Consider the following 26018-nt stretch of genomic DNA (forward strand, 5'->3'; position numbering starts at 1 on the left):
CGCATCGATCGTCGATCGCTGCTGCAGCGAACCTAACCATATAGAATCGTTGAGCAATAGTTTGTGCACTAACGTACAGACCGCAGTGCTTCGCCTTTCTGGTTTTGAAAATCGCCCGGACTGAAAAAGACAATGGCCTGGCCGGCGACAAAGGCCCTGCAGGCGCGGCCGCACGGCAGGAATGGTGCTGTTATAGCAAGCGTGAGCTTTTTCGCGCGTCACGGCCGCGAACCAGGCTCAGAGCTTGCCGCCGGCCTCGCCGCCGCCAGTATCCTCCGCGAGCATGGCGATGACAGCACGACCATCTCGCGCGGCGAATATCATCCGGTCATTTACGGCTGACGAATTTGTTGAATCGGCTTGTCCCATCCTCGGTCTTGTCCTGATAAAGAAAGGCAAGTTCGTTTTCATCGAAAATGGCGAAGAATTCGTCCCAGGAGATCTTTTCCAGGTTCTCTTCCGGCTCTCCGAAGTCTATCCGCAATATGCCGCCTTGCTTGGCGCCCTTGACGCGGGAGGGTTGTCCTTTACGGGCTTCCACCCATTTGCGAATGGCAGAATGATCGGTCGTCGTATTTGCGGTCGTCATGGAAACCTCCGTTCGATGTCGGCCCCACACACTCGCTCGGGGCACGGCGCCGAACCGATCGCGCGAGGGAAAGTTCCAGCCGATAGCGCGCTCGATCAATGACATGGAGGGCAACGGCACGGTCGTCGTGACCGACATGCAGGAGCAAAGAAACGCGCTCGTAACAGGACCGTGCGATAGCGCACGATCCCTGAATTTTGGCCTGAATAGTTTATTGTATCAACTCCGCATATTAGGGGTTGGGCCATGAACATTGCAGGGACGACTTCCATTCTTCTGATGGAGGATGAGATTATCATCGCGATGGATGTGGAGGACACGCTTCATCGCGCCGGCTTCGACCGGATAGAGACAGTGTCGTCTTGTAGAGCCGCTGAAGAGTGGCTGACGGCCAACGATCCCGATCTGGTGGTGATGGATGTCGAACTGAAAGACGGGATCGCCGGAGCGATCGCCAGATCTTTGCGCGACCGCCATATCCCATTTATCGTTTACACGGGCGCCCAGCAGAAGGTGCACCCGGATGCTGCAGCATTTTCCGAGGGCGTGTGGTTGGAAAAACCATGCGAGCCGGCGGCATTGTTGACGGAAATCAGGCGCTGCATACGTCAGGGGCCGACATCGATCGTGGTCGATGGCTGCACGCAAGGCAGGAATACGCGGTAAGATCATCTGTCGGGAACATTGCACTTGCCCCGCGGTTTGAGGAGCAGGGAAGGGGCGGATGAACCAGAAGACGGACCGTCGAGCTTCGTAATCTACATCGTAGCCGTGATGTTGGTCGGGCTTTTGATCGTTTTCGGTGCAATCATCTCATTTGAGGCAGGCGGCGAGGTGATGAGCCGGCGCCGGTCTCGACGGAAGCGAGGTCCTGATGGACAAGCCAGAAAAAGATCCGATTCAGGCAACCCGCCCCACTGCCAAACAGCAGCGAAACAGCCTGAAAGGCGGGCGGATCGCCGTCATCCTGATCGTGACCGTGGCCGCCATCGCCTTCCTGCTTTACGTCACCATCCTCGTCTACGGTCTGGCGCATAGGATGTGAACGAAGCCGTAGCCTGCCACATCGGCTTGCTACCGTGCAGCTCCAAGGATTGAGCTCGGAACCTTTGATAGCGGCGCAGGTTTGCGGTCTTTGACAAACAAAGGACGAGTTCGATGCCCAATGCCGCCGACATATTGATTGACACGCTGATCGAATGGGACGTCAAGCTCGTCTTCGGCCTTCCGGGAGATGGCATCAACGGTATTATGGAGGCGCTGCGCAAGCGCCAGGACCGGATCCGGTTCATCCAGGTTCGGCATGAGGAATCGGCCGCCTTCATGGCGAGCGCCTACGCCAAGTTCACCGGAAAGCTCGGCGTCTGTCTCGCAACGTCCGGACCCGGCGGCACGCATCTGCTGACGGGCCTCTACGATGCCAAGCTCGACCAGATGCCGGTGCTTGCCATCACCGGAACGCAGTATCACGACCTGATCGAGACCTTTACCCAGCAGGACGTCGACCTGACCCGCGTGTTCGACAATGTCGCGATCTATAATGCGCACGTCAGTGACGCATCGCACATGGAAAACGTCGCCAGCCTTGCCTGCCGCTCGGCGCTCTCACGCCGCGGCGTGGCACATCTCTCCATCGCCAATGACGTTCAGGAGATGGACGCGAAATTGCGCTCGAAACGAAACCGTCCCAAACATGTGCCGAACCGCTATTTCCGGGGCCGCCAAATCCCCGAGGAAATCGAGCTCGATCGTGCGGCCCAGATACTCAATGATGCCCGCAAGGTGGCGATCCTCGCCGGCCGGGGCGCCGTCGGCGCCCAGGTGGAATTACGCGAGATTGCCGACCTGCTCGCGGCGCCGGTGGCCAAAGCCCTGCTCGGCAAGACCGCTCTCGCCGACGACGATCCCTTGACGACCGGCGGCATCGGAATTCTCGGCACCAGCCCGTCGCAGCAGATCATGGAGCAATGCGACGCGGTGCTGATCGTCGGTTCCTCCTTTCCCTATATCGAATATTACCCGCGGCCCGAAGGCGCCCGCGGCGTGCAGATCGACAGCGATCCTCAGCGCATTGGCCTGCGCTTCCCCGTCGATGCCGGTCTCGTGGGCGAGGCGCGGGAAACGCTGCGGCTGCTGAAGCCCAGGCTGAACAGCAAAACGGATCGGTCATTTCTGGAGCAGGCGCAAACGGCGATGTCCGACTGGCGCCGAAAGATGGAGATGATGGAGACGGACCTGAGCGCTCCCTTGAAGCCACAGGCCGTGGTGCGAGCCTTCGGCAGGCGTATCGCGGCCGACGGCGTGTTGGTGGCCGATTCCGGCCAAAACACCGAACTCGCAGCGCGCCACATCGACCTCGGCCCGGCAAACCAGTTCGCCGTCTCCGGCGCGCTCGCTTCGATGGCCTCCGGCCTGCCTTATGCGATTGCGGCGGGCGCTGCCGATCCGAAACGGCCAATCTATGCGGTCATCGGCGATGGCGGATTCGGCATGCAGCTCGGTGAGTTCTCGACCGCCGTTCGGATGGCTCTGCCGTTGAAAATTCTGGTGATCTGCAACGGCATGCTCAACCAGATTGCCTGGGAGCAGATGATGTTCCTCGGCAACCCGCAATTTGCCTGCGAGCTGGCGCCGATCGATTTTGCCAAGGCGGCAGAGGCAATGGGAGGCCACGGCTTCACGATCAGCAGCTTCGATCAGATCGAGCCGACTTTGGAGGAAGCTTTTTCCATGGCCGGTCCTGTGGTCATTCAAGCCCTGGTGGATCAATACGAGCCGATGATGCCGCCGAAGATGCCGAAAAACTACGCCAAAAATTTCCGCGAGGCGCTTGCCGATACGCCGGGTCATGAGGCGATCGAGGCAAATGTGTCGCGTTCGCCGCTGCGCGAAATGATGGCCGCCGGAGAGCAGGAAAAGGAGCTATCTGAAAACTCGACCGATTTGCCGGGCACTCCTTGAACGATCGAAGGAGGTGCGACGAACAGCTTGTCTTCAGCTGGTGGCGACTTTCGCGCCGCAGCTCATCGCCTGCGCCGGTTCTTATCGTCCGCTCCAGTAGGTCCGGTCTCGCTCTCGCCTCGGCATCCGGCATGTTCAGGCCGCCGAATATCTCGCGGGATCCCGTCGACGGCATCCGGAACATGGTCGGTCGCCGAGCTCGCTAATGCTTCGAAAAAAGCGCGGTTTGCCCGTTGTTCGTCATCTTCCATATAGTTGCCTTGGCGAGGTTTTCGCACGATTCCACTAAATGCGTCTTTGCCGGTTTAGGCCAGGTTCCGCGATTGGGCCGCTTTACGCCAGCGGCGTGTTGGTTCCCCGACGCCGCATTTTTTGTTCGATTTCGTCCAGTACCTCTTCCGGCGTCACCTGCTCTTTCAGTTCCTCGAGCTCCTCTCTCGTCTCGATTTCGACGCCGAGTTTCTCGGCGATGGCCGAAACCAGTGTCAACACCTCCGTCGCCTCATGCTCTGCCAGAAGACAGATCTGCAAGTTGAGATCGGCGCGCTTGTCGTCGGCCTCCGCCATACGGTTTTGGCTGATCAGCACGAATGTCGAGATGAAAATCGCTTCGACAGACGCGACCATCGCCAGAATGACGAATGACGGGTCGAAGGCGGGTATAAGCGGAAGCAGGCCGGTATTGACGACGATCCAGAGCGTGACGACCAGCAGGTGCAGGTAGACGAACATCATCGATCCCGCAAAACGGGTAATGGCATCGGCCGCCCGCTCCTGCCGGCTCGATTGCCGCGCCTCTTGCTCCCGCCGCTTCAGCAGAGCCTCGATGTTGCGGTCGAGACGTCTGGATATCGTGCTCTGCTGCTGCTCGGATCTCGGTGCCGACATTGAATGCTTCCATGTTTAAGCAAATCCAACCTCTGTGAAGGCGGAGAGTTTCGCGTTTGACCAGCGCCGCTCATTTCATCGACGAACAGGCAATCCCCGAGCCTGGCTCCCGCCGCTTTCGCGGGCGCTCTGAAATGATCGGATCAGTTCGATCGCCCGCTTGCCGATGCCGGGAAGCGCCAGCAGTTCGTCGTCGGTCATCGAAGACAATTTACTGACACGCTTTATGCCGCTGGACAGAAGCGCCTTGACGATCCAGACAGGGATTTTGCTGCGGGCGAGCATATCGCTCGAGGCTGCCCGCGGCTTCGACGTCTTCCCTGCTGGTCGAGAGGCCATGTCCATCCCGCAGATGATTTGCGACCGCCAAAACCGGCGAGAGGCTCGGCGGTTCCAGCCGATTCACCGATGACTGCAAAGATTTTGTCCGGCCGTGCCGACGCCGCCGCTTCATGCGTGCCGATAGATGTCGTCGATAATTGCAGCGACCTCGACAAGCCGTTCGCAGGACGGATCATAAGCCTGACCACTGGCGAGCCGGGCCGCCCAGTCCGCCGCCGCCCGGCCGCCCCAGTCGTCGGGAGGCCGAACAAGTTCTTCGGTCGATGTCCCGCGGAAGCGACAGGCCGCAAAGTCATAGAACGACCCGCCGACATTCCTGAAAGATGCACCCCCGGATGTTCCGAAAAAGTCGGCGCCGATGACCGCATCGCATCCTGCCTGCAGCCGCCAGGAGCAGGCGAGGCGGATAACCGCGCCATTTGCCAACGTCAGAGTGGCGATGGCGAAATCTTCGACATCCCCCGCTGCGCTGATCGGCTCGCCGCCTTTCATTAGTGTACTCGTGACGTCGGTGACCTGCGGAAAGTCGAGGCACCAGAGCGCCATGTCGATGAGGTGGACGCCGAGGTCGATGACGCATCCTCCACCCGACAGCGACTTGTCGTAAAACCAGGATTTGTCGGGGCCAAACGCATTGTGGAAGACCAGATCGGCGGCGAAGACAGTGCCGAGCTCGCCATTTCTGATCAGATCGCGAATGCGCTGCATGCCTTGCGTATAACGATAGGAGAGATCGACGCCCAACAGCCTGTCGGCTAATCTGGCGGCGGCCACGACCGCTTCCGCCTCCGCCGCGGATCGGCCGAGCGGTTTCTGGCAAAATACGGCAACACCGGCCTGCAGCGCCCGGATCGACTGCTCGGCGTGCAGAGCACTCGGCGTGGCGATGACGACGCCGTCGAGGTCGAGCGACAGGAGCGCATCGAGACCGCCGACGATTTCCGCATCGGGCGCAAGGCGCAGGGCTTCTGTTATCATTTCCTCGCAGGGATCGGCGATGGCAACGGCTTCGGCCATCCGCGTGCGAAGAATTGCCTCCATTCGGTTCCTGCCGATCCAGCCGATACCGAGGAAGCCGAGTCTCACGGGCTTGACCCGCGTCTGCAGGGAGCGATCTACCATCCTGTTCATCAGCACGTCACCATCGCCTTGAGGAAACCATCTGGCCTGTCCCGGGTGGCGTCGAGCGCTTCGCCCAGGCCTTCCAGCGGATAGACATGGGTATAGAGCGATGACGGATCGAGCCTGCCGGAAACGACCGCTTCGATCGCCTCGCGCATGCCACTGATATAAATCAGGGGATCGCGTTCGTGAGCATTGATGACGTCGAGGCCACGCCAGTTCCAGAGCTGCATATTGACTTGCCTCGGACCGTCCTGATGGTATCCGGCCACCACCAGCCGGCCGCGCTCGGCAGTCAGTTCGCCGGCCAGGTCGAGCGGCCACTGCTTGCCGACCGCCTCTATGACGCGGTGGCAGAAAGCACCGTCGGTCAACTCTCTTACAGCTTCGATGATCCGCCAGTGGTCGTCCATCGCCAGCGTCTCGGCGGCGCCCATGCGCTTGGCGATTTCGAGGGAAAACGGACGGCGCGAGACGGCGATGACGCGCGCGCCGGCGCCGCTAACAAGCTGCGTCAGCAAGGCGCCGAGAAATCCGATCCCGATGATGGCGACGGTCTGGCCCGCCTCGATGCGGCTGCGCCGGAATATGTTCATCGCGCAGCCGAGCGGCTCGCCAGGGAAAGGCTGGCCGTCGAGCGCCGGCGGCAGCGGCACGACCATGTCGGCATCCGCGATGTCGTGGGTGGCGTAGGCATGATATGAGAGCGCAGCGACCCGGTCTCCCGGATTGAGGCCAGACACCCCGTCGCCCAGCGCATCGATCCTGCCCCAGCCCTCGTGACCGAGACCGCCCGGCTCAGTCGGAAAGGTCATCCATTCCGGGCCGGCCCAAGGGCCAAGATTGGAAGCGCACACGCCCGAGCCTTCGAGCCTGATCCTGACCTGGCCCGGTCCCGGCTGGGGAAGAGGTCTCTCTTCGACGGACACTTCTCCGGGGCCGGTGATGATCGCCGCCCGGATTGCTCCCTCGGCCGCTCTTGCCAACATGTTCATGAATTGCTCCTTCGTTTGGCATGGCCGGTCTGCTTGCCGGCAGACGCCGGTGGCCGCTTCTCAATCTTCGAGGAATATTTCGCTCATGGATTGGCCGCCGAACCAGCGACGTCGCCAGATGTTCCGGATGATGTCAAAGAACATGTCAAAGAAGATGACATTGAAGCCGGAACAATCTTCGCCGCGCTTGGTTCGGCAGGTCATCTTCAACTTGAGCGGACGGAAATCAGATGGCGATGATCCTTGTAACCGGCGGCTGCGGTTTCATCGGAAGGCATGTCGTCGAGGAACTTCTCGACAACGGCTATGAGGTGCGGGTCCTCGATGCGTTGATCGATCAGGTTCACGGCGATGCTGAAACGGCGCTGCCCGAGGCTGCCGAAATAATGCGCGGCGACGTCAGGGATAAGACTGCGGTCGAACGGGCTTTGTTGGGTGCCGATGGCGTCATCCATCTCGCTGCGGAGGTCGGCGTCGGACAGTCGATGTACGAGATCGCCCGATATGTCGGCGGCAATGATCTCGGCACGGCGGTCCTTCTGGAGGCGATGATCGGTCGCCGGCCCAAACGCGTTGTCGTCGCCTCGTCCATGAGTGTCTATGGCGAGGGCCGCTATGAAACCGCCGACGGTGCGCAGCTCGATCTGGTCAGGCGACGCGGCGACCAGATCAAGGCCGGCCAATGGAACCTGCGCGGCGCTGACGGCAAAGTCCTGAGGCCGCTTGCAACGGATGAAGAAAAGCCCGTCGATCTCGCCTCGATCTATGCGCTTACCAAATATGCGCAGGAAAAACAGGTCCTGATTTTTGGCGAAGCCTATGGCGTCGAGGCGGTGGCGCTCCGTCTCTTCAACGTATTCGGCGCCGGCCAGGCCTTGTCCAACCCCTATACCGGCGTCTTGGCAAACTTCGCCTCCAGGCTCGCCAATGGCCAGCCGCCGATGATCTTCGAAGATGGCGAGCAGCGGCGGGATTTCGTGCATGTGCGCGACGTGGCGCGCGCCTTCCGCCTGGCGCTCGAAAAACCCAATGCGCCGGGACATGTCATCAATATCGGCAGCGGCCAGGCCTATACGATCGCTGAGGTCGCAACGCTTCTCGCCGACGCTATGGGCGTGCCGGAAATACGGCCCGAGATCATGAACAAGGCGCGCTCCGGCGATATCCGCAACTGCTTTGCCGACATCGCAAAGGCGCGCGAACTGCTCGGCTTCGAGCCGCGCTTCAAGCTGGAAAACGCGCTCGGGCCTTTCGCCGATTGGGTGAGACATACCGGAGCGATCGATCGCGGCGCAGAGATGAAACGGCAGTTGGAGGAAAGAGGGCTGGTATCATGACCATATCCGCATTGTCCGCCGGAACCGGCGCGTCCTCGAGATCCTATGGCTTCGTCGAGTGGTTTCGCCCGGGCGAATACGAGCGGACGTCGCAGACGATCGCAGATGTCGGTATAAGCGGCGCCAGCTATTTGCGCACGCATCTCTCATGGGCCGAATACCTCGCTCCGGGTGGCGAAGCGTGGTTTGATTGGCTGATCCCGAAGCTTGGGCGCGAGATCGATCTTCTGCCGTGCATTCACTACACGCCGCCGTCCTTATCCCGGACAGGACGGTCTTCCGGCGCACCGGCCGATCTCAAATCCTATGCCGACTTCGTCGACCACGTGCTCACCCGATACGGTCGGTATTTCAGTCACATCGAATTGTGGAACGAGCCCAACAATCTGCTCGACTGGGACTGGCGCGAAGACAAGGACTTTCTGCTGTTTTGCGAGATGGTCGGCGCCGCCGCCTATTGGGCCAAACATCGCGGCTGGCAGCCGGTGCTCGGCGGGCCATGCCCCTTTGATCCCTATTGGCTCAACCTGATGGGCGAGCGCGGCGTGCTCGGCGTCGTCGATGCCGTCGGCTTCCACGGCTTCCCCGGCACATGGGACAGTGAGGAAGGCACCTGGGGCGGCTGGGACATGCATCTCGGCGAGATGCGAAAAATTATCGGCCGCTTCAACGACAGGGCCGAGATCTGGATCACCGAAACCGGTTATTCGACCTGGCGCAACGACGAGATGGAACAGGCACGGCGTTTCGTGAAGGCTCTGAGCGTGCCGGCCGACCGGATGTATTGGTATTCCTGGCGGGATGTGCCGCCGGATGTGCCGGTGCAGGAAGGCCTCTGGTTCGACCCCCGGCATTACCATCTCGGTGCCGTCACCCATGAGAACCAGCCGAAGCTGCTCGCGCGCCTGCTGATGGAAGGCGGCGTCGAACGGCTCGAGCAGGTCGCCCGGCTCGCCACCCCCAACGTCGCCAAGGGAGCCGCCCCGATCGTCATCACCGGAGGCTGCGGCTTCATCGGCTCCAACCTTGCCGACAGCTACCTTCAGGACGGTGAAGACGTTGTCGTGCTCGACAATCTCGGCCGGCCGGGCGTCGATCAGAATCTCGGCTGGCTGACCGAAAGACATGGCTCAAACGTACATCCGGTGCTTGCCGACGTGCGCGACGCGAGAAGCATCGAAGCAGCCTTTGCCGACGCCAAGGCGGTCTTTCATTTCGCCGCCCAGACAGCGGTCACGACGAGCCTCATCCATCCGATCGACGACTTCGAGGCCAATGCGCGCGGCACGATCAACGTGCTGGAATCGGTGCGCAAGGCCGACCGCCAGGCTCCGGTGATCTTTGCCAGCACCAACAAAGTCTATGGCGGGCTCGATGACATTGCCATGCGTGAGGCCGAGGATCGCTACCTGCCGGTCGACGCGACCATCCGGTCATACGGGATCGGCGAAGACAGGCCGCTCGATTTCTGCACCCCCTATGGCTGCTCGAAAGGCGTGGCCGACCAATATGTGCTGGATTATGCGAAATCCTTCGGCATCCCGACGGCCGTGCTGCGCATGAGCTGCATCTATGGCCCACGCCAGTTCGGCACCGAGGACCAGGGCTGGGTGGCGCATTTCCTGATCCGGGCGCTCGCCGGAGAGCCCGTGTCGATCTACGGCGACGGCAAGCAGGTCCGGGATGTTCTGCACGTCGCGGATGCGATTGCCGCCTATCGCAGCGTCCTCGATGGCATTGACGGGATCAAGGGCCGCGTCTTCAACCTCGGAGGCGGTCCGGCGAATGCCGTCAGCGTGCTCGCAGTCCTGCGCGAGATCGGCAAGCTGATTGGGCGCCCGGTCGAGACCTCCTTCGACGACTGGCGAGCCGGCGACCAGTATTTCTTCGTCGCAGACACCCGCGCGCTCCAGCACACGCTTGGCTGGAGCGCGCGTGTCGGCTGGGAAAGCGGACTGCAGCATCTGGCCGAGTGGCTCATCGAAAACCGTTTCGGCGGCCGGCCGATCCCGCGCCGCGATCGAAAGGTCTCCGCATGATTCGTCGACGAAACCGGATATTGATGACCCTCGATGCGGTTGGCGGCGTCTGGCGTTATGCGATGGATCTCGCCGCCGGGTTTCGGTGCCAGGGGATGGAAATCGTCTTTGCAGGCCTCGGACCCGCACCGTCGGCAACGCAGACCGCAGAGGCGAAAGCGCTGGGACAGCTGGTGTGGCTCGATGCCCCTCTCGACTGGATGGCGGCGAGCAGCGCCGAAATATCAGCCGCGCCCGCCGAAATCTCCCGGATCGCCAGAGACTATCGCGTCGATCTGCTGCATCTCAACCTGCCGTCCCAGGCCGCCGGCATCGATACGCCGCTGCCCGTTGTCGCGGTTTCCCATTCCTGCGTCGTCACGTGGTTTGCCGCGGTGCGCGGGACGCCGGTGCCGCCGGACTGGGTCTGGCAGCGCGAGGCAAACCGTGAGGGCTTCGACCGCGCCGATGCGGTACTATCGCCGAGCCTGAGCCATGCGGATGCACTGCAAGCCGCCTACGGTCCACTCTCCCGACTGAAGGTGGTCCACAACGCCAGCCGCGTCGGATCCGATCCGCGTCCGAAGAAGATTTTCGTCTTCGCGGCCGGGCGCTGGTGGGACGAGGGCAAAAACGGCGCGGTGCTCGACAGGGCGGCAGCGGCGATGCCTCTGCCCGTCGTCATGGCAGGTTCTTGCTCAGGTCCCAACGGACAGCGACTGCAGCTCAATGACGCCGACGATCGCGGACCGCTGTCCTATCCGAAGACCATCGCCCTGATGCAGCGCGCGCAAATCGTCGTATCGCCATCCGTTTACGAGCCTTTCGGCCTGACCGCCCTGGAGGCGGCGCGATGCGGCGCGGCTCTGGTGCTGTCCGATATCCCGACCTATCGCGAGTTATGGGACGGATGCGCGCTGTTCTTCGATCCGCATGATCCCCAGTCCCTGGCAGCAGTGTGCATGCGCCTCAGCGAAGACGAGCAATTGCGCGACGAACTCGTGGTGCGATCGCTGGAGCGCTCGCGAGCCTTCAGTTTGGAACGGCAGGCGGCAGCGGTGCTCGAAACCTATGCGCAGCTGCTGAACGACAAATTTACCCCGGTAGCGGCGGAGCAATCATGAAATTCCTATTTTACACCCATTCGCTGGTTTCCGACTGGAACCATGGCAACGCCCACTTCCTGCGCGGCATCATGCGCGAGCTGAACCGCCGCCATCACGAGGCGCTGGCGCTCGAACCCGAGGAATCCTGGAGCCGCAGCAACCTGCTCAGCGATCAAGGGCCGAGGGCGGTCGAGAAATTTCACGACCTGTTCCCGCAGCTCCGTTCGCAAATTTACGGACCGCATTTCGATCACGAAGCGGCGATTGCCGAGGCCGACGTCGTTGTCGTCCACGAATGGACGGAACCGGCGCTGGTGGAACGGATCGGCCGAGCCCGGCGCAGCGGCGCCGATTTCACCCTGTTGTTCCACGACACACATCACCGGGCCGTGTCGGCAAAAGGCGATATCGCCGGACTGACGCTTGAAGATTATGACGGCGTGCTCGCCTTCGGCGAGACGCTACGGCAGCGCTATCTGCAGGCCGGTTGGGGCAGATCGGTCTTTACCTGGCATGAGGCGGCCGACGACGCGCTGTTTTATCCGAGGCCGGAGATCGAAAAGACCGGCGATCTCATCTGGATCGGCAATTGGGGTGACGACGAGCGCTCCACCGAGCTGATGGAATTCCTCGTCCGCCCCGCGCGTGAGCTCCGGTTGAAGACGACCGTTCGCGGTGTGCGTTACCCTCAACAGGCGCTCGATGCTCTCGAAGATGCAGACATCGCCTATGGCGGCTGGATCGCCAATGCAGAGGCGCCGCTCGCTTTCGCAGGCCACAAAGCGACCGTGCATATCCCGCGGCGCCCCTATGTCGAAAACCTCCCCGGCATTCCGACAATCCGTGTCTTCGAAGCGTTGGCCTGCGGCATCCCGCTGATCTCAGCACCCTGGCACGATGCCGAGGCGCTTTTCAGGCCGGGCAAGGATTATCTCGTCGCCGAGAATGGCCGGGAGATGACGCGCCTGCTGCGCGAGGTGATGACGGACGATGCTCTCGCGGCTGCGCTGATCACATCGGGTCTCGAGACGATCCGCGCGCGGCATACCTGCCGGCATCGCGTCGATGAACTCTTCTCGATTCTGGAGCAATGCGGCACGGCGGGCGTCGTCGGGCAGCTGCCAGCCAAGGAGGCTGCCGAATGAAAATCGCCTTTTACGGATCAAGCCTGGTTTCCGCCTATTGGAACGGTGCCGCTACTTATTATCGCGGCCTGCTGCGCGCTCTGGCGCAGAAGGGCTATGACATCACCTTCTACGAGCCCGACGTCTACGACCGGCAGAAAAACCGCGATATCGATCCGCCGGAATGGTGCAAGGTCGTCGTCTACCAAGGCACAATCGAGGCGCTGAAGGAGGTGACGGCGGCTGCGGCCGAGGCCGATATCGTCGTCAAAGCCAGCGGCGTCGGTTTCGAGGACGATCTCCTGCTGCAGGAAGTTCTTCGCCACGCCAGACAACGGGCTCTGAAAATCTTTTGGGATGTGGATGCGCCGGCAACGCTCTCAGAGCTGCGGCAGAGCCCTGAGCACCCGCTTCGCAAATCCTTGAGCCGGATAGACCTCATCCTCACCTATGGCGGCGGCAATCCCGTGGTCGACGCCTATCGCAGCCTCGGTGCAGCCGACTGTGTGCCGATCTATAACGCGCTCGATCCTGAAACCCATCATCCGGTGCAGGAAGAGGCGCGGTTCACCGCAGATCTAGTCTTTCTCGGCAATCGTCTGCCCGATCGTGAAGCGCGGGTCGAGCAATTTTTCCTCGAACCGGCTGCACGCCTGCCGCAGCAAAAGTTTCTGCTCGGCGGGTCCGGCTGGAGTGACAAAGCGTTGTCGTCGAACATCGTTCACATCGGGCATGTCCCGACCCGCGACCACAACGCTTTCAACGCGACGCCGAAAGCGGTGCTCAATATCTCGCGTGCAAGCATGGCGGAAAATGGCTTTTCGCCGGCAACCCGCGTTTTCGAAGCGGCCGGCGCAGGCGCCTGCCTGATCACCGACTATTGGCAGGGCATCGACCTGTTTCTCAAGCCCGGCGACGAAATCCTGGTGGCGCGCGACGGCCAGGATGTCGCCGATCTTTTGGCCGGTCTGACATGGCAGCAGGCCAGGGCGATCGGACAGCGGGCGCTGAGACGCGTGCTTGCCGAACATACCTATAGCAATCGCGCCGAGACCGCCAATGCCATCTTCCGCGCCCGGGCCACGCGAGCGGAGGCTGCCGAATGACCGGTCCGCTCGATATCGTCATCCTCGGCCTCTCCTTGTCGTCGTCCTGGGGCAACGGTCACGCAACGACCTATCGCGCCCTCATCGGCGGCTTGCACGCTGAGGGGCACCGGGTGCTGTTCCTGGAGCGCGACGTGCCCTGGTATGCAGCGCATCGAGATCTTCCGGATCCCGGCTTCTGCCAGCTCGTCCACTACAGCGACATCGATGAGATGATCGAAAACCATGCCGATCGGATCAAGGCGGCGGACGCCGTGATCATAGGGTCATATGTCCCATCCGGCGTCACCGTTATCGACAGGATCGCCGCCCTTAAGCCACGACGGCTGTGCTTTTACGACATCGACACCCCGGTCACACTGGCGAAACTCGACCGTGGCGACGAGGAATATCTGGCGCGCCGACAGCTTGCGACCTTCGACGCCTGCTTCTCGTTTTCGGGCGGAGAGGTGTTGGCGCGGCTCGAACGTCGATACGGCGCGCGCAAGGCGATCGCTCTCTACTGCTCCGTCGATGCGAGCCGATATCAGGCAACGGGCGAGCCGTTCCGCTGGGATTTCGGCTATCTCGGCACCTACAGTTCCGACCGGCAGCCAACGCTGGAGCGGTTGCTGGTCGAGCCTGCCAGGCAGCTGCCGCATCTGAGCTTCGTAGTTGCCGGTCCTCAATATCCCGGGGATATCGACTGGCCGGCAAATGTCGAGCGGATCGAGCACCTGCCACCTGCCGATCATCCGAGCTTCTACAGCCGGCAGCGTTTTACGCTCAACGTCACGCGAAGCGACATGATTGCCGCGGGCTGGTCACCGAGCGTGCGGCTGTTCGAGGCCGCTGCCTGCGGCACGCCGATCATCAGCGACGACTGGCGCGGGCTGGAAGAACTCTTTGCCGACGGTCAGGCGATCATCATCGCCAAAGGATCGGATCATGTGATCGACGCCCTGACGAAAATCTCTCCCGAGGGGCGTCGCGCGCTGGCATCGGCCGCCAGGGCGACGGTGCTTGAGCGCCATACCGGCGAGGTGCGGGCTCGTGAACTCGCCGCCGCCTTGCGAGAACTGCCAGAAGATGGGGTGAACGACAGTCGCCCCCAGCCTCAATCCATTTCAGCCTAGGAGACGCATGATGCTGCAGAGGACGCGAAACGGAAGAGTGAAGACTGTGCTTGTCGCCGGAGGAGCCGGTTTCGTCGGTTCGCATTTATGCGATGCGCTGCTGGCCCGCGGCGACCGGGTGATCTGTGTCGACAGCTATATCACCGGATCGGAGGACAATGTCCGGCCGTTGATCAACCATCCGAAGTTCCGTTTGATCGAAAAGGACATCTGCCATCTCTTCAGCCTCGAAGAGCCTTTGGACCAGATCTACAACCTCGCCTGTGCGGCATCTCCCCCACAATATCAGGCAGACCCGGTGCATACGATGATGACCTGCGTTGCCGGCACCGGCAATCTGCTTTCGTTGGCCGAACAGCATCGCGCCTCGCTCCTGCAGGCGTCGACGAGCGAGGTCTATGGCGATCCGGTCGAGCATCCGCAGACGGAGGACTACCGCGGCAATGTCAGCTGCACAGGTCCGCGCGCCTGTTACGACGAAGGCAAGCGGGCGGCGGAAGCGCTTTGCTTCGATATGCTGCGGGCCGGCAAGGTGGACGCACGTGTTGCCCGCATCTTCAACACCTATGGGCCGCGTATGCAGCCGAGCGACGGGCGGATCATCTCCAATCTGCTGGTGCAAGCCATATCAGGCGCGCCGCTGACGATTTTTGGAAGCGGCGACCAGACGCGTTCCTTCTGCTTCGTCAGCGACCTCGTCGCAGGATTGATAGCGCTGATGGATGTCGATCCCAATCCGGGCGTCCCGGTCAATCTCGGCAATCCCGGCGAATTCACGATCAACCAGCTGGTCGACATGGTGCTGGCCATGATGCCGTCGACATCGGTCGTCGTCCACAGGCCGCTGCCGCAAGACGACCCGCAGCGCAGACGGCCCGACATTTCGCGGGCAAAAGACCTTCTCGGCTGGCAGCCGACGATCCCGCTTGCCGAAGGTCTGCGCCTGACCGCCGATTGGTTCATCGCCGCGGCCCGTCCTGACGGCGGCTTCGACGGCGCGAAGGTCACGCGGCGCTCGAACTGGAGGCAAGGTGCAAAAGCCGGACGCACTGCGATCGGCGTCTGACATGTGAGCGATGAACGACGAAGGAGAGCCAGATGGATGCAGCACAGCCGACAAGGGATCAGGACCTGCAAAAGCGGATTCAGGAACTCGAGCCGTGGTTTCAGAATTTGAACATCGGCGGCCACATGACAGCGGCCGATCATTTCCTCGGAGACTATCCCACCTTCAAGTGGAAAGGGTTTCAGCATGTGCTGCCGGCCGATCTCAGCGGCCTCAGCGTGCTCGACGTCGGCTGCAACGCCGGCTTCTATGCCCTTGAGATGAAACGCCGCAACGCCGCCCATGTCGTCGGCATCGATTCCGACCCGCGCTACCTGGCGCAGGCCCGCTTCGCGGCGGAACAATTGCAAGCCGAAATCGAGTTCCGGCAGATGTCGGTCTATGACGTCGCTCGACTAGGCGAGAAATTCGATCTGGTGATCTTCATGGGCGTGCTCTATCACCTGCGCCACCCCCTGCTGGCGCTGGATCTTCTTTATGAACACGCTGTCGGCGACATGATGCTGTTCCAGTGCCTCCAGCGCGGCGACGAGCGCATTCCCGACCTCAGGGAAGATTACGACTTTTCCGAATGGAGCATCTTCGACCAGCCGGAATATCCGAAGCTTTTCTTTGTCGAGGAACGCTACGCGTCCGATCCGACAAACTGGTTCATTCCCAACCAGGCGGCGGTCGAGGCGATGCTGCGCAGCGCCGGCTTTCGAATCGACGATCATCCGGAACGCGAGGTCTATCTGTGCCGACGAGGCCAACGCCATTATGCAGTTGAGCCGCCGCCGGCAGCTAAGACCTAAAGACTATCGCTTCTGCGGATCGCCACTGCGACAAAGAATGGATTTCAATGAGGCGGAAAGCCTGCCGCAGCATGCGGCGCACCGGCTCCAACCCGCTGCCTGCTTAGCCGTAGCCGAATATCGAAGTGGTTGAGGGTGCCGGGCAGGTCGCCGACTGTCAGAGACGGTTGAAGCAGCGTGATATCTGCCTGCGACAACAGCGCGCCGATGGCGAAGCTTGCAATCGCCGGTACGAGATTGTGGGCTGGACAAATGGCAGCACCAGCGCTGAAAGGTACGAATCCGACTGTCGGCAAGGTGTCGTTGGGCCCCCAGATACTTGGTTCCATCCGGTTTGCATAAGCCAGCTCGGGATCACGGTGAAAGAAGGGCGCGAAGATGATGACGCCCGTGCCGCGCGCCACGGTCCTGTCGCCGGATCTGATATCCTCGGTCAGCTCTCTGAGAATGACGGGTGTCGTCGGCCAGAGACGCAGAGCCTCGAGCAGGCAATTGCGTGTGAAGGGACGCTCAAGTTCGGGATCTTTAACCTCGTCAACGGCTTTGGCCCAGTAGCTCGGATGGCAAGCAAGCAGCGCAAGCGTCCGGAAAACAGCAATCCCGCCGGCGTCGAAGGCAAACAGCCATTGGGCCACCTGGCTTTCCAAATCGAAATCGCTGCCTTTCGGCAGCCGACCAATCAGGCTGCCCTCCTCCGGCTGGCGCAGATATTGACCCAGCTGCTGCTGAAACTGCCGAAGCTTGTGCCGATCGATGGAAGCTGCAAAAGCCCAATTCGCCCGGCTTCGAAGGTCGTTCAAGGTCTTCGTCAAAGTGACGTCGTTGCGCGCGCGATCGCCGAGTACGGTGCGGCGGACAATCCGGAACCAGGCTAGCGAGAACGCAGACCAATCGAGTTCGTTCGGCCCGCCGGAACCGATGCCGTCCAAAATCTCCAGGAGTTCGGAATCGACGATCGTCTTGAAGCGGGCCGAAGAGGGATGCAGCCGGTCCGCGCTTGCCAAAGCGTGTTCATGGATCGGCCGAAGCTCGGCCCGCCGCGAGGCAGGTGAGATCAGCACGTTTTTCGGTTCGAAATGCGCAAGAGCGGCGCGTTTCTCCCAGGTTGCCGTGGCAAATGGCTGGGGTGAACACTCGAGCACCGTCGAGACGTCGGCAGGGTCGAGCACCAGCAACTGCGGCCGGAACGGGATAGGCAACAGCAGAGGCGCCCTGCCATATTTCTTCACCAGCCGCTGCATCTGCCTGACAGCACCGGTGTCCAGATCCTGCCGCTGTGCCAGGCGTTCCATGATCGGGCGGCGAATGATGACACCTTTGGCAGCCGTCGGAACCATGACAGCCGCAACCACACGCAATGTGTCGATCCAGCTGGCACGATTTATCCGGACGAAGCCAGTGGCTCTTGCGTTCGAAAAGACGGCTTGGTTGCGAGAATTCATGATCCCAAAGCCCCTTGCTGCATGGGATATCCGATCAGCTTTATTTCCGAACCGGGACAACGGCCGATTGTTCCGGCCTGAACACAGATCCTCGATAGACGATGCAACTTGGAGGCAGCGGAACAGAAGCCGGCTCACCGCGTTGTGTCGAGCGCATAGATGCGTGGAGGTCCCATGCCTGACGAACCAGCCGCAACCGAACCTGACCTTGAACCGCGAAAAGGCAGCCCGAGCCCTCGCCTCGACGAGCGCGAATTCAAGGAGCGTTTCCTGAGCCAGTTCAAGGATCAAGTGTACGAAACCCTGGAAGACGAACTCGGCAAAGTCGCCGCGGCTGCTTGGGATGCTTACGCCCATTCGCGAAAGAGCCCGATAACCAGAAAGGCCGGACCAGAATTTGCCGACCCGGACTATGATCTTGGCGTCGACTGGCTCGCGGCGAGAGATCAAATCCGCGCTGCGCAAGCGCGCTTCGAGGAAAAGAACGCGCCGTCGCGCGTCCTCCTCATCAACGGTTCGTCGCGAAGTGAACATAGCTGTCCGGGCGAGCTTTCGAAAAGTTTTCGGATGGTCGAAATCGCCAAGGAGGTGTTTGCCGCCGCCGGCGTCATCGTCACCGTCCTCGACCTCAGTCGCATCGCGTCCGAGTATGGCCGACAGATTCACCCATGCAAGGCGTGCTTCTCGACATCGGCCGCACTCTGTCATTGGCCGTGCTCCTGCTATCCGAACTATTCGCTCGGACAGATCCACGATTGGATGAACGACATCTATCCGATGTGGGTCGAGGCCCATGGCATCATGATCGTCAGCCCGGTGAACTGGTACCAGACGCCCTCGCCGCTGAAACTGATGATCGACCGGCTTGTCTGCGCCGACGGCGGCAATCCGGATCCGACGAGCACGCATGGCAAACATGCCAAGGAGGCCAAGGAGCTCGAGATGCGGGGATGGGGCTATCCGCGCCATCTTTCCGGCCGCCTGTTTTCAGTCGTCGTCCACGGCGATACCGAAGGGGTCGAGAATGTCCGGCGCAGCGTCTCCAATTGGCTGACGTCGATGGACCTCATCCCGGCCGGAGCCTCGGCCGAGGTTGAACGTTACATCGGTTATTGGGAGCCCTACGCCACCAGCCACAATGCTTTTGAAAGAGACAAAGCCTTTCAGGAGGAGGTGCGCAATGCCGCTCGAACGCTTTTGGAGGGCATCACGTTACGCCGCGACGGCAAGATGGTGGCGGCCGGAAGACGATTGAAGCAGCCGCGTGAGAAGTAGACGGGATTGCCGATCTCGTCTGGATCGACGCGTCAGGGTAATCTACTCCTTGCCTGAACCTGGTTCAGCCATTTTGGCATGCTGATGAGCAAGAATGCTTGCCGGCGTCACATTGGCGACGGCCGCCTGCAGTTTATTCTTCCAGCCGCTGACGATATCCCCTTCACCGTCCATCATGGCATCGAAGCCGATCTTGGCGACGTCAGCCGGATCATCCTTCTTGGCCTGCCCGACGGAGGTATCCATGAGATCGGCGCGCTCGAAAAATTTGGTATCGGTCGCGCCGGGCATCAGGCAGCTGACGGTCACGCCAGTCTCTTTCAATTCCTCGCGCAGGGCGAAGGAGAAGCTGTTGATGAAGGCCTTCGTTCCATTGTAGACGGCCTGGTAGGAGCCGGGCATGAAGCCGGCGATGGAACCGGTCAGCAAAATCCGACCCTCGCCGCGGCTGCGCATCAGGTTGCCGACCTGCTGGACGAGATAGATGGTGCCGACGATTTTCGTATCGACGACTTTTCGCGCTTCCGCAAAATCCTGGTCGAGGAAACCCTTGCCGAGGCCGCGCCCGGCATTAGCCATCAGCAAATCGACCGAACGCCCGGAAGCTTCGATGGCTTCCATCAGCCGGTCGACGCCGTCTTCGGTGGAGAGGTCGGTTTCGATCGCCTGGACCGACGTGCCAAACTCCTTCAGGCTCGCCGCTGCCTGCTGGATGCGTGTCTCGTCGGCGGCGATAATCAGATCATAGCCTTCCTGCGCCGCGCATTTGGCAAGTTCATAGCCAATGCCCGTCGAGGCGCCGGTGATCACCGCGAGACCTTTTCCAAGTTCATTCCTATCCATGTTTTGTCTCCTAGAGTTCGGAAAAAGCTGAAGCCACCGAACCTGAAAAGAGAGGATATGTTCCGGCGGGCGGCGTCTCGGCGTGCGATGCGGGAGCCTCGGCGGATGCGCCATGTGGCTCCCGACGTTCAGCCTCACAAAGGACGGCTGTGTGATGATTGCTGATTGGCGGCGACGGAAACAGAAGCGCGATTAGTCGATGAGTTGGTTACCCAGCAGCGACTGCAGGGTCTCGCGGGCGCGGCTGACGCGGCTTTTCAAGGTGCCAACCCGGCAGCCGCAGATCTTGGCGGCATCTTCATAGCTCGTTCCGGCCGCCACCAGCGTTAGCGCACGGCGTCTGTCGTCGGAGAGGCGGGTCAGCGCCTGTTGCAGCTCGCGCTCGCGAAGCGCCCATTCCTGGCTCGGGGCAATTGCGACTTGCTCCATTGTCACGTCCATTCCGACCGGCTCACGCTGCCGCCGGCGATAGTTGCTGCAGAACGTATTTCGAAGGATTGTGAAGAGCCAGGATTTGAGAGAGGTGCCGGGATGGTAGAGATGAATTGAATTGAACGCCTTCAGCAGCGTTTCCTGCACGAGATCATCGATGTCGTCCTCACTTCGCAGGAATCTTCGGGCGAAGGCGCGCAACGCCGGAGTGAGTGCGACAATCTCCAACTCGACGGAGGATGTTTTTTCACAATGTGACGCAGGACGTGGTGAAGATAGAGACGTCATTTTTCTCTCCTGGGATTGAAAGGAAAGTCCCGAACATCCTAATCGTTGCCGTGCGGTATCGGACAAACATGTCGTTTCGCTCATCGGCGGACCTCTCCCCAAGCGACGGAAACACAACGATGCCGGGAGGCTGCGGCGGACCGCGCGCACTAGCGTTGCCGGAAGGGATTTCGCGGCTCGATTCGACTTTGGAACGGCAATCCGAGCAGATCGTTCCAGTGCGATGTCGCACAGTATTGATAACCTTCGCATTATCCGCCGTGCATCAGAGAGCTGCGCGCGAATCCGGTAAAAAATGGCGGCAGGCCGGGAACAACAGGTGTTGGCAACTGTTGGAACTGTCGGCGGCGACAGGCCAGCGATAGACGATTGTCTTCCTGCCTCAGTGTTAAATGAGTTCAAATATGAGCGTAATCAGTTTCAACAAACTTCGCGACACCCGCGAAAGGCCCGACGCTCAGTTCGTCCGAATGGACGAACACGGTCGGGCAATCTATCTGTTCGCCCTTGAATACAAGATGGGCCTCTCGACTTGGTCTGCCAAAATCTGGGCCTATTCATTCGAAGATGCCGAGATGCGCGTGAAGGCAATGCGCGAAAGCCTTACGGTCTGCGGCCAGCTTCATGCGTCAATACGCGCTTAGCCGGCCTAAGAGGCTTGACTTGCGAGTGATCTGAAGTCGCGCCTGGCAAAACACAAGGCTGGGGCTCTCAGACATCGAAAATGTCTTGCCGTTCAAGTCCGCCTCCAATCCCCTTCCGATCGCCTTTGCCATTTCCTCAATAGGACGATGTATGCTTGTTGCCGCAATCTCAGCGATTCGGCTCCAGGACCTTCAGCCAATGACCAGAGCAAGACGCCGCCGCATCATCCGGACCCGACGAACCCTGACCGGGCTTGCCCTCGTCGGCTCGATTTCGTTTCTGGCCGGCATGACCGATGCGACCGGTCTTCTGCTGACCGGCGATTTCGTCTCCTTCATGACGGGGAACACGACGCGGGCGGCACTGGCCTTGAGCGACGGCAATCTTTATCACGCCGCGGTGCTGATCTCCGCCATCGTCGTTTTCGTGCTCGGCAATGCGGCAGGCATCGTCATCTCTCATGTCTCGCAACGCCGCATTTTCGTGGTGCTTGGCTGCGTCGGGCTGGTTCTGGCGCTCGCCTCGATGATGACGGTGCAGAACATGCTCTTCGCACGGTTCTACATGATCGTTTTTTCCATGGGCATGGTGAATGCTGCCGTCGAACACATCGAAGGCCTGCCGATCGGGCTGACCTACGTGACCGGCGCCCTGTCGCGTTTCGGCCGCGGCATCGGCCGCTGGATCATCGGCGATCGTCGTGTCGAATGGACGATCCAGATCGTGCCCTGGGGCGGTATGGTGCTCGGCGCGATCGCCGGCGCCGTCCTGACACGGCTGACAGGCGCCCATGCGCTGTGGCTGGTCTCCCTCTTCGCCATGGTGCTTGCGCTTGCCGCCATGCTCATCCCGCGGCCGCTTCAGCGCCGCTTCAACCAGAAGATCGCACCGAGCGGATCGGCCATCACGCGCGCGAAATAAAACCGTCGCATTCCTGTCACCGTCGAATCGGATAGGAAGGACCGCCGTCCATCCTCAAGGAGTGGGTTTTGTTCCTGATTTCGAAGCTTGTCTGGATTTTCGCTCAGCCGCTGTCGCTGGCATTCTTCCTCGTCTTCCTTGCCCTGCTTGCCGGCCTTCTGCGCTGGCGTATCTTAAATATCCTCGGCGCAGCTGGTTCGGCCCTCATCCTCTTCGTCACGCTCTACACCACGGCCGGCAACCTGCTGATGCAGGGTCTCGAGCAGCGGTTTGCAAAGCCCGCCGTCGATCCCGATAGCCTGCAATGCATGATCGTGCTCGGCGGCGCCTTCGAAAACGAGGTGAACACGGCGCGCCACGGCATAGAATTCAATGGTGGAGCCGACCGCTTCATCGAAGCCCTGCGGCTGGCGCAGAAATTTCCGCAGTCGCGCATTCTGGTATCGGGCGGCGACGGCTCCATCTCCGGCATCTATGAAGGCGATGCGGCGGCATCCGAGCGTTTCTTCCCGCTCTTCGGCGTCGGCAGGGATCGCCTGATCGAGGAGAGGCAATCGCGCACGACCTTCGAAAACGCGGTCAACACCAAGGAATTCCTGGCAAGCCAGGGCCTTTCCAATTGCCTGCTGATCACCTCGGGTTTTCACATGCCGCGGTCCGTTGGCATCTTCCGCAAGCTCGGCATCGATATCGTGCCCTGGCCGACCGATTATCGCACCGACGGCCAGGTGAGCCTTGGGTTGGATTTTACCCAGCCGAACCTCAATGCGCAGAACATGGCGACGGCGATCCGCGAATGGTACGGCCTGGTCGGCTATTATCTCGCCGGCCGCACGTCGGAGCTTTATCCGCAATAGAGCAATTCCAGGAAAAGTGCGAAGCGGTTTTCCCAGGCAAAGCGCGAAGCGCTTTTGCCGGGAATTGCGTCAAAACAAAAGGCTAGAGCGGTTCCGCGCTTCCAGGAAGGAACGGCTCTAAGATTTACTTCTTCGAGATGGTGACGAATTTCGTGCCGCGGACGCGTGCCGTCACAGTGCAGGGATCACCTTCGGTGCGGTCGCAGAAGCGCGGATGCATCTTCATCGCCAACACCATGTTGCCGAAGCGCTGGACGAAATCGTAGCCATAGATTTGCGCCGTCGCGATCATGAAATAACCGCCTTCGGCAACCTGCAGGTAGAAATTATAGGTGCAGCCGTCGTCATTGCATTGCGGCCCCTTCTGCCCGTCGCAGGTCAGCTGGCCCTCGTTGACCACCGCGTCGATCAGGCCGTCATTGTTGATGTCCTGTCGGATGATGAAGCCGTCGGCAAATTCGGCCGTCTTGCACTGCTCCTGGAAATGTTTCTTCTCGTAGATCTCAGGGTCGGAGATCAGCGATTGCTGACTGAGGGCGACAGCCGGCATGGCAAGCAGCAGGACGATATTCAGAACGGCGAGCACCAGCGTTTTCACGGCTTTCCTCTTTTGGATAAAGGCTCTGTGGCCCAATGCATGTCGCCAAAAGTGTGCAGCGGTTCTAGGACAATGACATGCATCACGTAAAGACCTTAGCTTTATGGCGCCGCCGCCTTGCGCCGCCCTTGCCGCCGTGGTTCTTTCGATAAAACGTCTGCCGGTTTCGGGGTTCGCATGTCCTTGCTCATCTATCTCGATTATGCCGGCATTGCGCTGTTTGCCGCGACAGGCGCGCTCGCTGCCTCGCGCAAGCAACTGGACCTGATCGGTTTTTTGTTTTTCGCCATGGTGACGGGAACGGGCGGCGGCACCGTGCGCGATATCGTGCTCGGCCGCGTGCCGGTCTTCTGGGTGCTGAACCCTGCCTATATCCTCGTCTGCTGCATCGTGGGCGTCATCGTTTTCTTCACCGCCCATCTGCTGGAATCGCGATATCGCCTGCTGATCTGGCTGGATGCGATCGGCCTTGCCGCCTATTGCGTGATCGGCGCCGCCAAGGGTCTCGCCGCCACCGGTTCGCCGACGATTGCGATCGTCACCGGCACGCTGACGGCGACCTTCGGCGGCATCCTACGCGATCTGATGGCAAACGAGCCTTCGGTGCTGTTGAGGCCGGAAATCTATGTGACCGCAGCCCTCATCGGCGCCAGTGTGTTCACGCTCGCCAATGCGCTTGGAATGCAGCTCTATCTGGCATCTGCCTGCGGCGTCGTGGCGGCCTTTGCGGTGCGCGGTGGAGCCCTGTGGTTCGGCTGGACCTTCCCCACCTACAGGCACAAGCCCGGCCGGCATCCCGACGATGTCATGTGAGGCCTAATGCATGTCGCCCAAAGTGCGCAGCGGTTTTGGGACAACTCGCGACGCTCTTTAGAGGCGTCGTCAGCCCTGCTTCGCCCTTAGGCGGATCACCACGTCGACATGGGCGATCTCCATGCCTTCGGGCGGTTCCGGCAGATTGGCGATCGTGAGGTTGCTGACGGGAATGTCGAGGACCTCGTTCTCACCTTCGACGAAGAAATGGTGATGGTCGGAAACATTGGTGTCGAAATAGGTCTTGGCGCTCTCGACGGCGAGGACGCGGATGAGACCGGCTTCCGTGAACTGATGCAGCGTATTGTAGACGGTTGCCAAGGACACCGGCACACCGGCGGCAACCGCCTCTTCATGCAGTTCCTCGACGGTCAAATGCCGGTCGCCCTTGGCAAACAGGAGGTCGCCGAGCGCGACGCGCTGGCGGGTGGGGCGCAGGCCTGCACCGCGCAGCCTCACCTCTATTGCGATCGGGAATGCACCCGTCATCAAAACCAACTCCGGTTATTCTGGCATAAAGCAATCATGTTTCTTTAAGCGGTATAACTTTTGCATCGGAGCCTTTCAATAGTTCAATGGGGACGGGAGCCTGATAAACGCGGCAAAAACGGGCTTTTCACGCAAATAGGTCTGGTCCCAGCCCTAGCCTTCCTGTATGCGACCACCAAATAATGGTGCAAGCCTGGTCCGGGGCGATGAATGAAGCTGCCTTGCTTGTGCTTCATTTTCTGAAGAACTTGGACTACACGTTCACATCCATCGGCTTGACGCGGGGGGAAACAGAAACTTTATGACGACCAGACAGTCCAGCTTCTCGTATGAAGAACTCATCGCTTGCGCCCATGGCGAGCTGTTCGGCCCCGGCAATGCGCAGCTGCCCCTGCCGCCCATGCTGATGGTTCACCGCATCACGGACATTTCCGAAACGGGCGGCACCTTCGATAAGGGCTACCTCAGGGCGGAATACGACGTACGCCCGGACGACTGGTATTTTCCCTGCCATTTCGAAGGCAATCCGATCATGCCGGGCTGCCTCGGTCTCGACGGCATGTGGCAGCTGACCGGTTTCTTTCTGGGTTGGCTCGGCGAAGAAGGCCGCGGCATGGCGCTTTCGACTGGCGAAGTGAAATTCAAGGGCATGGTCCGGCCACAGACGAAGCTGATCGAATATGGCATCGACTTCAAGCGTGTCATGCGCGGCCGTCTGGTCCTCGGCACCGCCGACGGCTGGCTAAAAGCGGACGGCGAGACCATATATCAGGCGGCCGACCTTCGCGTCGGTCTATCGAAAGACAAGACGGTCTGAAACCGCATTTCGAGCGGCTGACGAAAACAACAAAG

29 protein-coding genes are annotated in these 26018 nt (G+C 60.8%); 19 read left to right on the forward strand and 10 right to left on the reverse strand.

What is annotated here, in order from left to right:
* Positions 1-132: 132 nt before the first annotated feature.
* Positions 133-342, forward strand: coding sequence for a hypothetical protein (locus BS630_RS08790; protein ID WP_077977119.1), 210 nt, complete (start codon positions 133-135; stop codon positions 340-342).
* On the opposite strand, the gene BS630_RS08795 is transcribed toward BS630_RS08790, so the two are convergent.
* Positions 329-589: a hypothetical protein gene (locus tag BS630_RS08795; RefSeq protein WP_025396604.1), complete on the reverse strand. Its 261-nt coding sequence runs from the start codon at positions 587-589 to the stop codon at positions 329-331. The two genes, BS630_RS08790 and BS630_RS08795, sit on opposite strands and share 14 nt — an antisense overlap.
* Positions 590-835: 246 nt before the next feature.
* On the opposite strand from BS630_RS08795, the gene BS630_RS08800 reads away from it, so the two are divergent.
* The 3 genes from BS630_RS08800 (at position 836) to BS630_RS08805 (ending at position 3550) form a co-directional block, all read left to right on the forward strand.
* Positions 836-1255 (forward strand): response regulator, encoded by a 420-nt coding sequence (locus tag BS630_RS08800; RefSeq protein ID WP_077977120.1) that lies wholly within the window; start codon positions 836-838, stop codon positions 1253-1255.
* A gap of 208 nt (positions 1256-1463) precedes the next feature.
* Entirely contained in the window at positions 1464-1634 is a 171-nt protein-coding gene (locus BS630_RS37310; RefSeq protein WP_167383827.1) for a hypothetical protein, read from the forward strand.
* A 113-nt stretch (positions 1635-1747) separates the two neighbouring features.
* Positions 1748-3550 carry a thiamine pyrophosphate-dependent enzyme gene (locus tag BS630_RS08805; protein WP_077977121.1) on the forward strand — a complete coding sequence of 601 codons (1803 nt, stop codon included), beginning with the start codon at positions 1748-1750 and terminating at the stop codon, positions 3548-3550.
* A 333-nt stretch (positions 3551-3883) separates the two neighbouring features.
* Here BS630_RS08805 and BS630_RS08810 read toward each other — a convergent pair whose 3' ends face one another.
* The 4 genes from BS630_RS08810 to BS630_RS08825 form a co-directional block, all read right to left on the reverse strand.
* Positions 3884-4438: a DUF1003 domain-containing protein gene (locus tag BS630_RS08810; RefSeq protein WP_077977122.1), complete on the reverse strand. Its 555-nt coding sequence runs from the start codon at positions 4436-4438 to the stop codon at positions 3884-3886.
* 75 nt (positions 4439-4513) lie between these two features.
* Positions 4514-4723 (reverse strand): helix-hairpin-helix domain-containing protein, encoded by a 210-nt coding sequence (locus BS630_RS08815; protein ID WP_025396608.1) that lies wholly within the window; start codon positions 4721-4723, stop codon positions 4514-4516.
* Between the two features lie 165 nt (positions 4724-4888).
* Positions 4889-5911, reverse strand: coding sequence for a Gfo/Idh/MocA family protein (locus BS630_RS08820; RefSeq protein ID WP_183594497.1), 1023 nt, complete (start codon positions 5909-5911; stop codon positions 4889-4891).
* A complete protein-coding gene (locus BS630_RS08825) occupies positions 5911-6897 on the reverse strand; it encodes an MDR/zinc-dependent alcohol dehydrogenase-like family protein (protein ID WP_025396610.1) in 987 nt (328 codons plus the stop codon). Before BS630_RS08825 ends, BS630_RS08820 begins: the two co-directional genes overlap by 1 nt.
* A gap of 33 nt (positions 6898-6930) precedes the next feature.
* Between BS630_RS08825 and BS630_RS08830 the strand changes: the two genes are divergently transcribed.
* Genes BS630_RS08830 through BS630_RS08870 form a run of 9 tightly spaced genes read left to right on the forward strand, consistent with a single transcriptional unit; the run spans position 6931 to position 16563 of the window.
* Positions 6931-7137, forward strand: a complete 207-nt coding sequence (locus BS630_RS08830) for a hypothetical protein (protein ID WP_143529415.1) — start codon at positions 6931-6933, stop codon at positions 7135-7137.
* On the forward strand, positions 7128-8234 hold the full coding sequence (locus tag BS630_RS08835) for an NAD-dependent epimerase/dehydratase family protein (RefSeq protein WP_077977125.1): 1107 nt from the start codon (positions 7128-7130) through the stop codon (positions 8232-8234). Before BS630_RS08830 ends, BS630_RS08835 begins: the two co-directional genes overlap by 10 nt.
* Positions 8231-10273 (forward strand): NAD-dependent epimerase/dehydratase family protein, encoded by a 2043-nt coding sequence (locus BS630_RS08840; protein ID WP_077977126.1) that lies wholly within the window; start codon positions 8231-8233, stop codon positions 10271-10273. Before BS630_RS08835 ends, BS630_RS08840 begins: the two co-directional genes overlap by 4 nt.
* Before the next feature lie 23 nt (positions 10274-10296).
* A complete protein-coding gene (locus BS630_RS08845) occupies positions 10297-11376 on the forward strand; it encodes a glycosyltransferase family 4 protein (RefSeq protein WP_077977127.1) in 1080 nt (359 codons plus the stop codon).
* Complete coding sequence (locus BS630_RS08850) at positions 11373-12503, forward strand: CgeB family protein (protein WP_077977128.1); 1131 nt, start codon at positions 11373-11375, stop codon at positions 12501-12503. Before BS630_RS08845 ends, BS630_RS08850 begins: the two co-directional genes overlap by 4 nt.
* A complete protein-coding gene (locus BS630_RS08855; RefSeq protein ID WP_077977129.1) occupies positions 12500-13588 on the forward strand; it encodes a CgeB family protein in 1089 nt (362 codons plus the stop codon). The genes BS630_RS08850 and BS630_RS08855 overlap by 4 nt, the downstream gene beginning before the upstream one ends.
* Positions 13585-14703 carry a CgeB family protein gene (locus BS630_RS08860; protein WP_077977130.1) on the forward strand — a complete coding sequence of 373 codons (1119 nt, stop codon included), beginning with the start codon at positions 13585-13587 and terminating at the stop codon, positions 14701-14703. The genes BS630_RS08855 and BS630_RS08860 overlap by 4 nt, the downstream gene beginning before the upstream one ends.
* A gap of 10 nt (positions 14704-14713) precedes the next feature.
* The gene (locus BS630_RS08865) at positions 14714-15769 is read left to right on the forward strand and encodes a UDP-glucuronic acid decarboxylase family protein (protein WP_077977696.1); all 1056 of its coding nucleotides are present in this window, start codon (positions 14714-14716) and stop codon (positions 15767-15769) included.
* Positions 15770-15801: 32 nt separating this feature from the next.
* Positions 15802-16563, forward strand: a complete 762-nt coding sequence (locus BS630_RS08870; protein ID WP_077977131.1) for a TIGR04290 family methyltransferase — start codon at positions 15802-15804, stop codon at positions 16561-16563.
* A 44-nt stretch (positions 16564-16607) separates the two neighbouring features.
* Here the strand turns inward: BS630_RS08870 and BS630_RS08875 are convergent, their stop codons facing one another.
* On the reverse strand, positions 16608-18005 hold the full coding sequence (locus BS630_RS08875; protein WP_077977132.1) for a cytochrome P450: 1398 nt from the start codon (positions 18003-18005) through the stop codon (positions 16608-16610).
* Positions 18006-18179: 174 nt separating this feature from the next.
* On the opposite strand from BS630_RS08875, the gene BS630_RS08880 reads away from it, so the two are divergent.
* Entirely contained in the window at positions 18180-19280 is a 1101-nt protein-coding gene (locus BS630_RS08880; protein WP_077977134.1) for a flavodoxin family protein, read from the forward strand.
* Between the two features lie 42 nt (positions 19281-19322).
* Here the strand turns inward: BS630_RS08880 and BS630_RS08885 are convergent, their stop codons facing one another.
* Positions 19323-20123, reverse strand: a complete 801-nt coding sequence (locus BS630_RS08885) for an SDR family NAD(P)-dependent oxidoreductase (protein WP_077977135.1) — start codon at positions 20121-20123, stop codon at positions 19323-19325.
* A 192-nt stretch (positions 20124-20315) separates the two neighbouring features.
* The gene (locus BS630_RS08890; RefSeq protein ID WP_025396622.1) at positions 20316-20843 is read right to left on the reverse strand and encodes a sigma-70 family RNA polymerase sigma factor; all 528 of its coding nucleotides are present in this window, start codon (positions 20841-20843) and stop codon (positions 20316-20318) included.
* A gap of 404 nt (positions 20844-21247) precedes the next feature.
* Between BS630_RS08890 and BS630_RS08895 the strand changes: the two genes are divergently transcribed.
* The 3 genes from BS630_RS08895 to BS630_RS08905 all read left to right on the forward strand — a co-directional run bounded on the left by BS630_RS08895 (position 21248) and on the right by BS630_RS08905 (position 23266).
* Entirely contained in the window at positions 21248-21487 is a 240-nt protein-coding gene (locus BS630_RS08895; protein WP_131640086.1) for a hypothetical protein, read from the forward strand.
* A 199-nt stretch (positions 21488-21686) separates the two neighbouring features.
* Positions 21687-22409, forward strand: coding sequence for a YoaK family protein (locus BS630_RS08900; protein ID WP_025396624.1), 723 nt, complete (start codon positions 21687-21689; stop codon positions 22407-22409).
* Between the two features lie 68 nt (positions 22410-22477).
* Positions 22478-23266, forward strand: coding sequence for a YdcF family protein (locus tag BS630_RS08905; protein WP_077977137.1), 789 nt, complete (start codon positions 22478-22480; stop codon positions 23264-23266).
* 124 nt (positions 23267-23390) lie between these two features.
* Here BS630_RS08905 and BS630_RS08910 read toward each other — a convergent pair whose 3' ends face one another.
* Entirely contained in the window at positions 23391-23864 is a 474-nt protein-coding gene (locus tag BS630_RS08910; RefSeq protein ID WP_028743597.1) for a hypothetical protein, read from the reverse strand.
* 177 nt (positions 23865-24041) lie between these two features.
* Between BS630_RS08910 and BS630_RS08915 the strand changes: the two genes are divergently transcribed.
* Positions 24042-24677 carry a trimeric intracellular cation channel family protein gene (locus BS630_RS08915; protein WP_077977138.1) on the forward strand — a complete coding sequence of 212 codons (636 nt, stop codon included), beginning with the start codon at positions 24042-24044 and terminating at the stop codon, positions 24675-24677.
* Between the two features lie 69 nt (positions 24678-24746).
* Here the strand turns inward: BS630_RS08915 and irrA are convergent, their stop codons facing one another.
* Entirely contained in the window at positions 24747-25166 is a 420-nt protein-coding gene (gene irrA / locus BS630_RS08920; protein ID WP_003544303.1) for an iron response transcriptional regulator IrrA, read from the reverse strand.
* A 301-nt stretch (positions 25167-25467) separates the two neighbouring features.
* Between irrA and fabA the strand changes: the two genes are divergently transcribed.
* A complete protein-coding gene (gene fabA / locus BS630_RS08925; RefSeq protein ID WP_077977139.1) occupies positions 25468-25983 on the forward strand; it encodes a 3-hydroxyacyl-[acyl-carrier-protein] dehydratase FabA in 516 nt (171 codons plus the stop codon).
* The last annotated feature ends 35 nt before the right edge of the window (positions 25984-26018 follow it).

Source organism: Rhizobium laguerreae (genome assembly GCF_002008165.1).
Taxonomy (GTDB): Bacteria; Pseudomonadota; Alphaproteobacteria; order Rhizobiales; family Rhizobiaceae; genus Rhizobium; species Rhizobium laguerreae.

Excerpts from the sequence above, each read along its gene's own strand:
- BS630_RS08790 (WP_077977119.1), top strand. The coding sequence starts at position 133 with ATGGCCTGGCCGGCGACAAAGGCCCTGCAGGCGCGGCCGCACGGCAGG.
- BS630_RS08795 (WP_025396604.1), bottom strand. The coding sequence starts at position 589 with ATGACGACCGCAAATACGACGACCGATCATTCTGCCATTCGCAAATGG.
- BS630_RS08800 (WP_077977120.1), top strand. The coding sequence starts at position 836 with ATGAACATTGCAGGGACGACTTCCATTCTTCTGATGGAGGATGAGATT.
- BS630_RS37310 (WP_167383827.1), top strand. The coding sequence starts at position 1,464 with ATGGACAAGCCAGAAAAAGATCCGATTCAGGCAACCCGCCCCACTGCC.
- BS630_RS08805 (WP_077977121.1), top strand. The coding sequence starts at position 1,748 with ATGCCCAATGCCGCCGACATATTGATTGACACGCTGATCGAATGGGAC.
- BS630_RS08810 (WP_077977122.1), bottom strand. The coding sequence starts at position 4,438 with ATGTCGGCACCGAGATCCGAGCAGCAGCAGAGCACGATATCCAGACGT.
- BS630_RS08815 (WP_025396608.1), bottom strand. The coding sequence starts at position 4,723 with ATGCTCGCCCGCAGCAAAATCCCTGTCTGGATCGTCAAGGCGCTTCTG.
- BS630_RS08820 (WP_183594497.1), bottom strand. The coding sequence starts at position 5,911 with ATGAACAGGATGGTAGATCGCTCCCTGCAGACGCGGGTCAAGCCCGTG.
- BS630_RS08825 (WP_025396610.1), bottom strand. The coding sequence starts at position 6,897 with ATGAACATGTTGGCAAGAGCGGCCGAGGGAGCAATCCGGGCGGCGATC.
- BS630_RS08835 (WP_077977125.1), top strand. The coding sequence starts at position 7,128 with ATGGCGATGATCCTTGTAACCGGCGGCTGCGGTTTCATCGGAAGGCAT.
- BS630_RS08840 (WP_077977126.1), top strand. The coding sequence starts at position 8,231 with ATGACCATATCCGCATTGTCCGCCGGAACCGGCGCGTCCTCGAGATCC.
- BS630_RS08845 (WP_077977127.1), top strand. The coding sequence starts at position 10,297 with ATGACCCTCGATGCGGTTGGCGGCGTCTGGCGTTATGCGATGGATCTC.
- BS630_RS08850 (WP_077977128.1), top strand. The coding sequence starts at position 11,373 with ATGAAATTCCTATTTTACACCCATTCGCTGGTTTCCGACTGGAACCAT.
- BS630_RS08855 (WP_077977129.1), top strand. The coding sequence starts at position 12,500 with ATGAAAATCGCCTTTTACGGATCAAGCCTGGTTTCCGCCTATTGGAAC.
- BS630_RS08860 (WP_077977130.1), top strand. The coding sequence starts at position 13,585 with ATGACCGGTCCGCTCGATATCGTCATCCTCGGCCTCTCCTTGTCGTCG.
- BS630_RS08865 (WP_077977696.1), top strand. The coding sequence starts at position 14,714 with ATGCTGCAGAGGACGCGAAACGGAAGAGTGAAGACTGTGCTTGTCGCC.
- BS630_RS08870 (WP_077977131.1), top strand. The coding sequence starts at position 15,802 with ATGGATGCAGCACAGCCGACAAGGGATCAGGACCTGCAAAAGCGGATT.
- BS630_RS08875 (WP_077977132.1), bottom strand. The coding sequence starts at position 18,005 with ATGAATTCTCGCAACCAAGCCGTCTTTTCGAACGCAAGAGCCACTGGC.
- BS630_RS08880 (WP_077977134.1), top strand. The coding sequence starts at position 18,180 with ATGCCTGACGAACCAGCCGCAACCGAACCTGACCTTGAACCGCGAAAA.
- BS630_RS08885 (WP_077977135.1), bottom strand. The coding sequence starts at position 20,123 with ATGGATAGGAATGAACTTGGAAAAGGTCTCGCGGTGATCACCGGCGCC.
- BS630_RS08890 (WP_025396622.1), bottom strand. The coding sequence starts at position 20,843 with ATGACGTCTCTATCTTCACCACGTCCTGCGTCACATTGTGAAAAAACA.
- BS630_RS08895 (WP_131640086.1), top strand. The coding sequence starts at position 21,248 with ATGAGCGTAATCAGTTTCAACAAACTTCGCGACACCCGCGAAAGGCCC.
- BS630_RS08900 (WP_025396624.1), top strand. The coding sequence starts at position 21,687 with ATGACCAGAGCAAGACGCCGCCGCATCATCCGGACCCGACGAACCCTG.
- BS630_RS08915 (WP_077977138.1), top strand. The coding sequence starts at position 24,042 with ATGTCCTTGCTCATCTATCTCGATTATGCCGGCATTGCGCTGTTTGCC.
- irrA (WP_003544303.1), bottom strand. The coding sequence starts at position 25,166 with ATGACGGGTGCATTCCCGATCGCAATAGAGGTGAGGCTGCGCGGTGCA.
- fabA (WP_077977139.1), top strand. The coding sequence starts at position 25,468 with ATGACGACCAGACAGTCCAGCTTCTCGTATGAAGAACTCATCGCTTGC.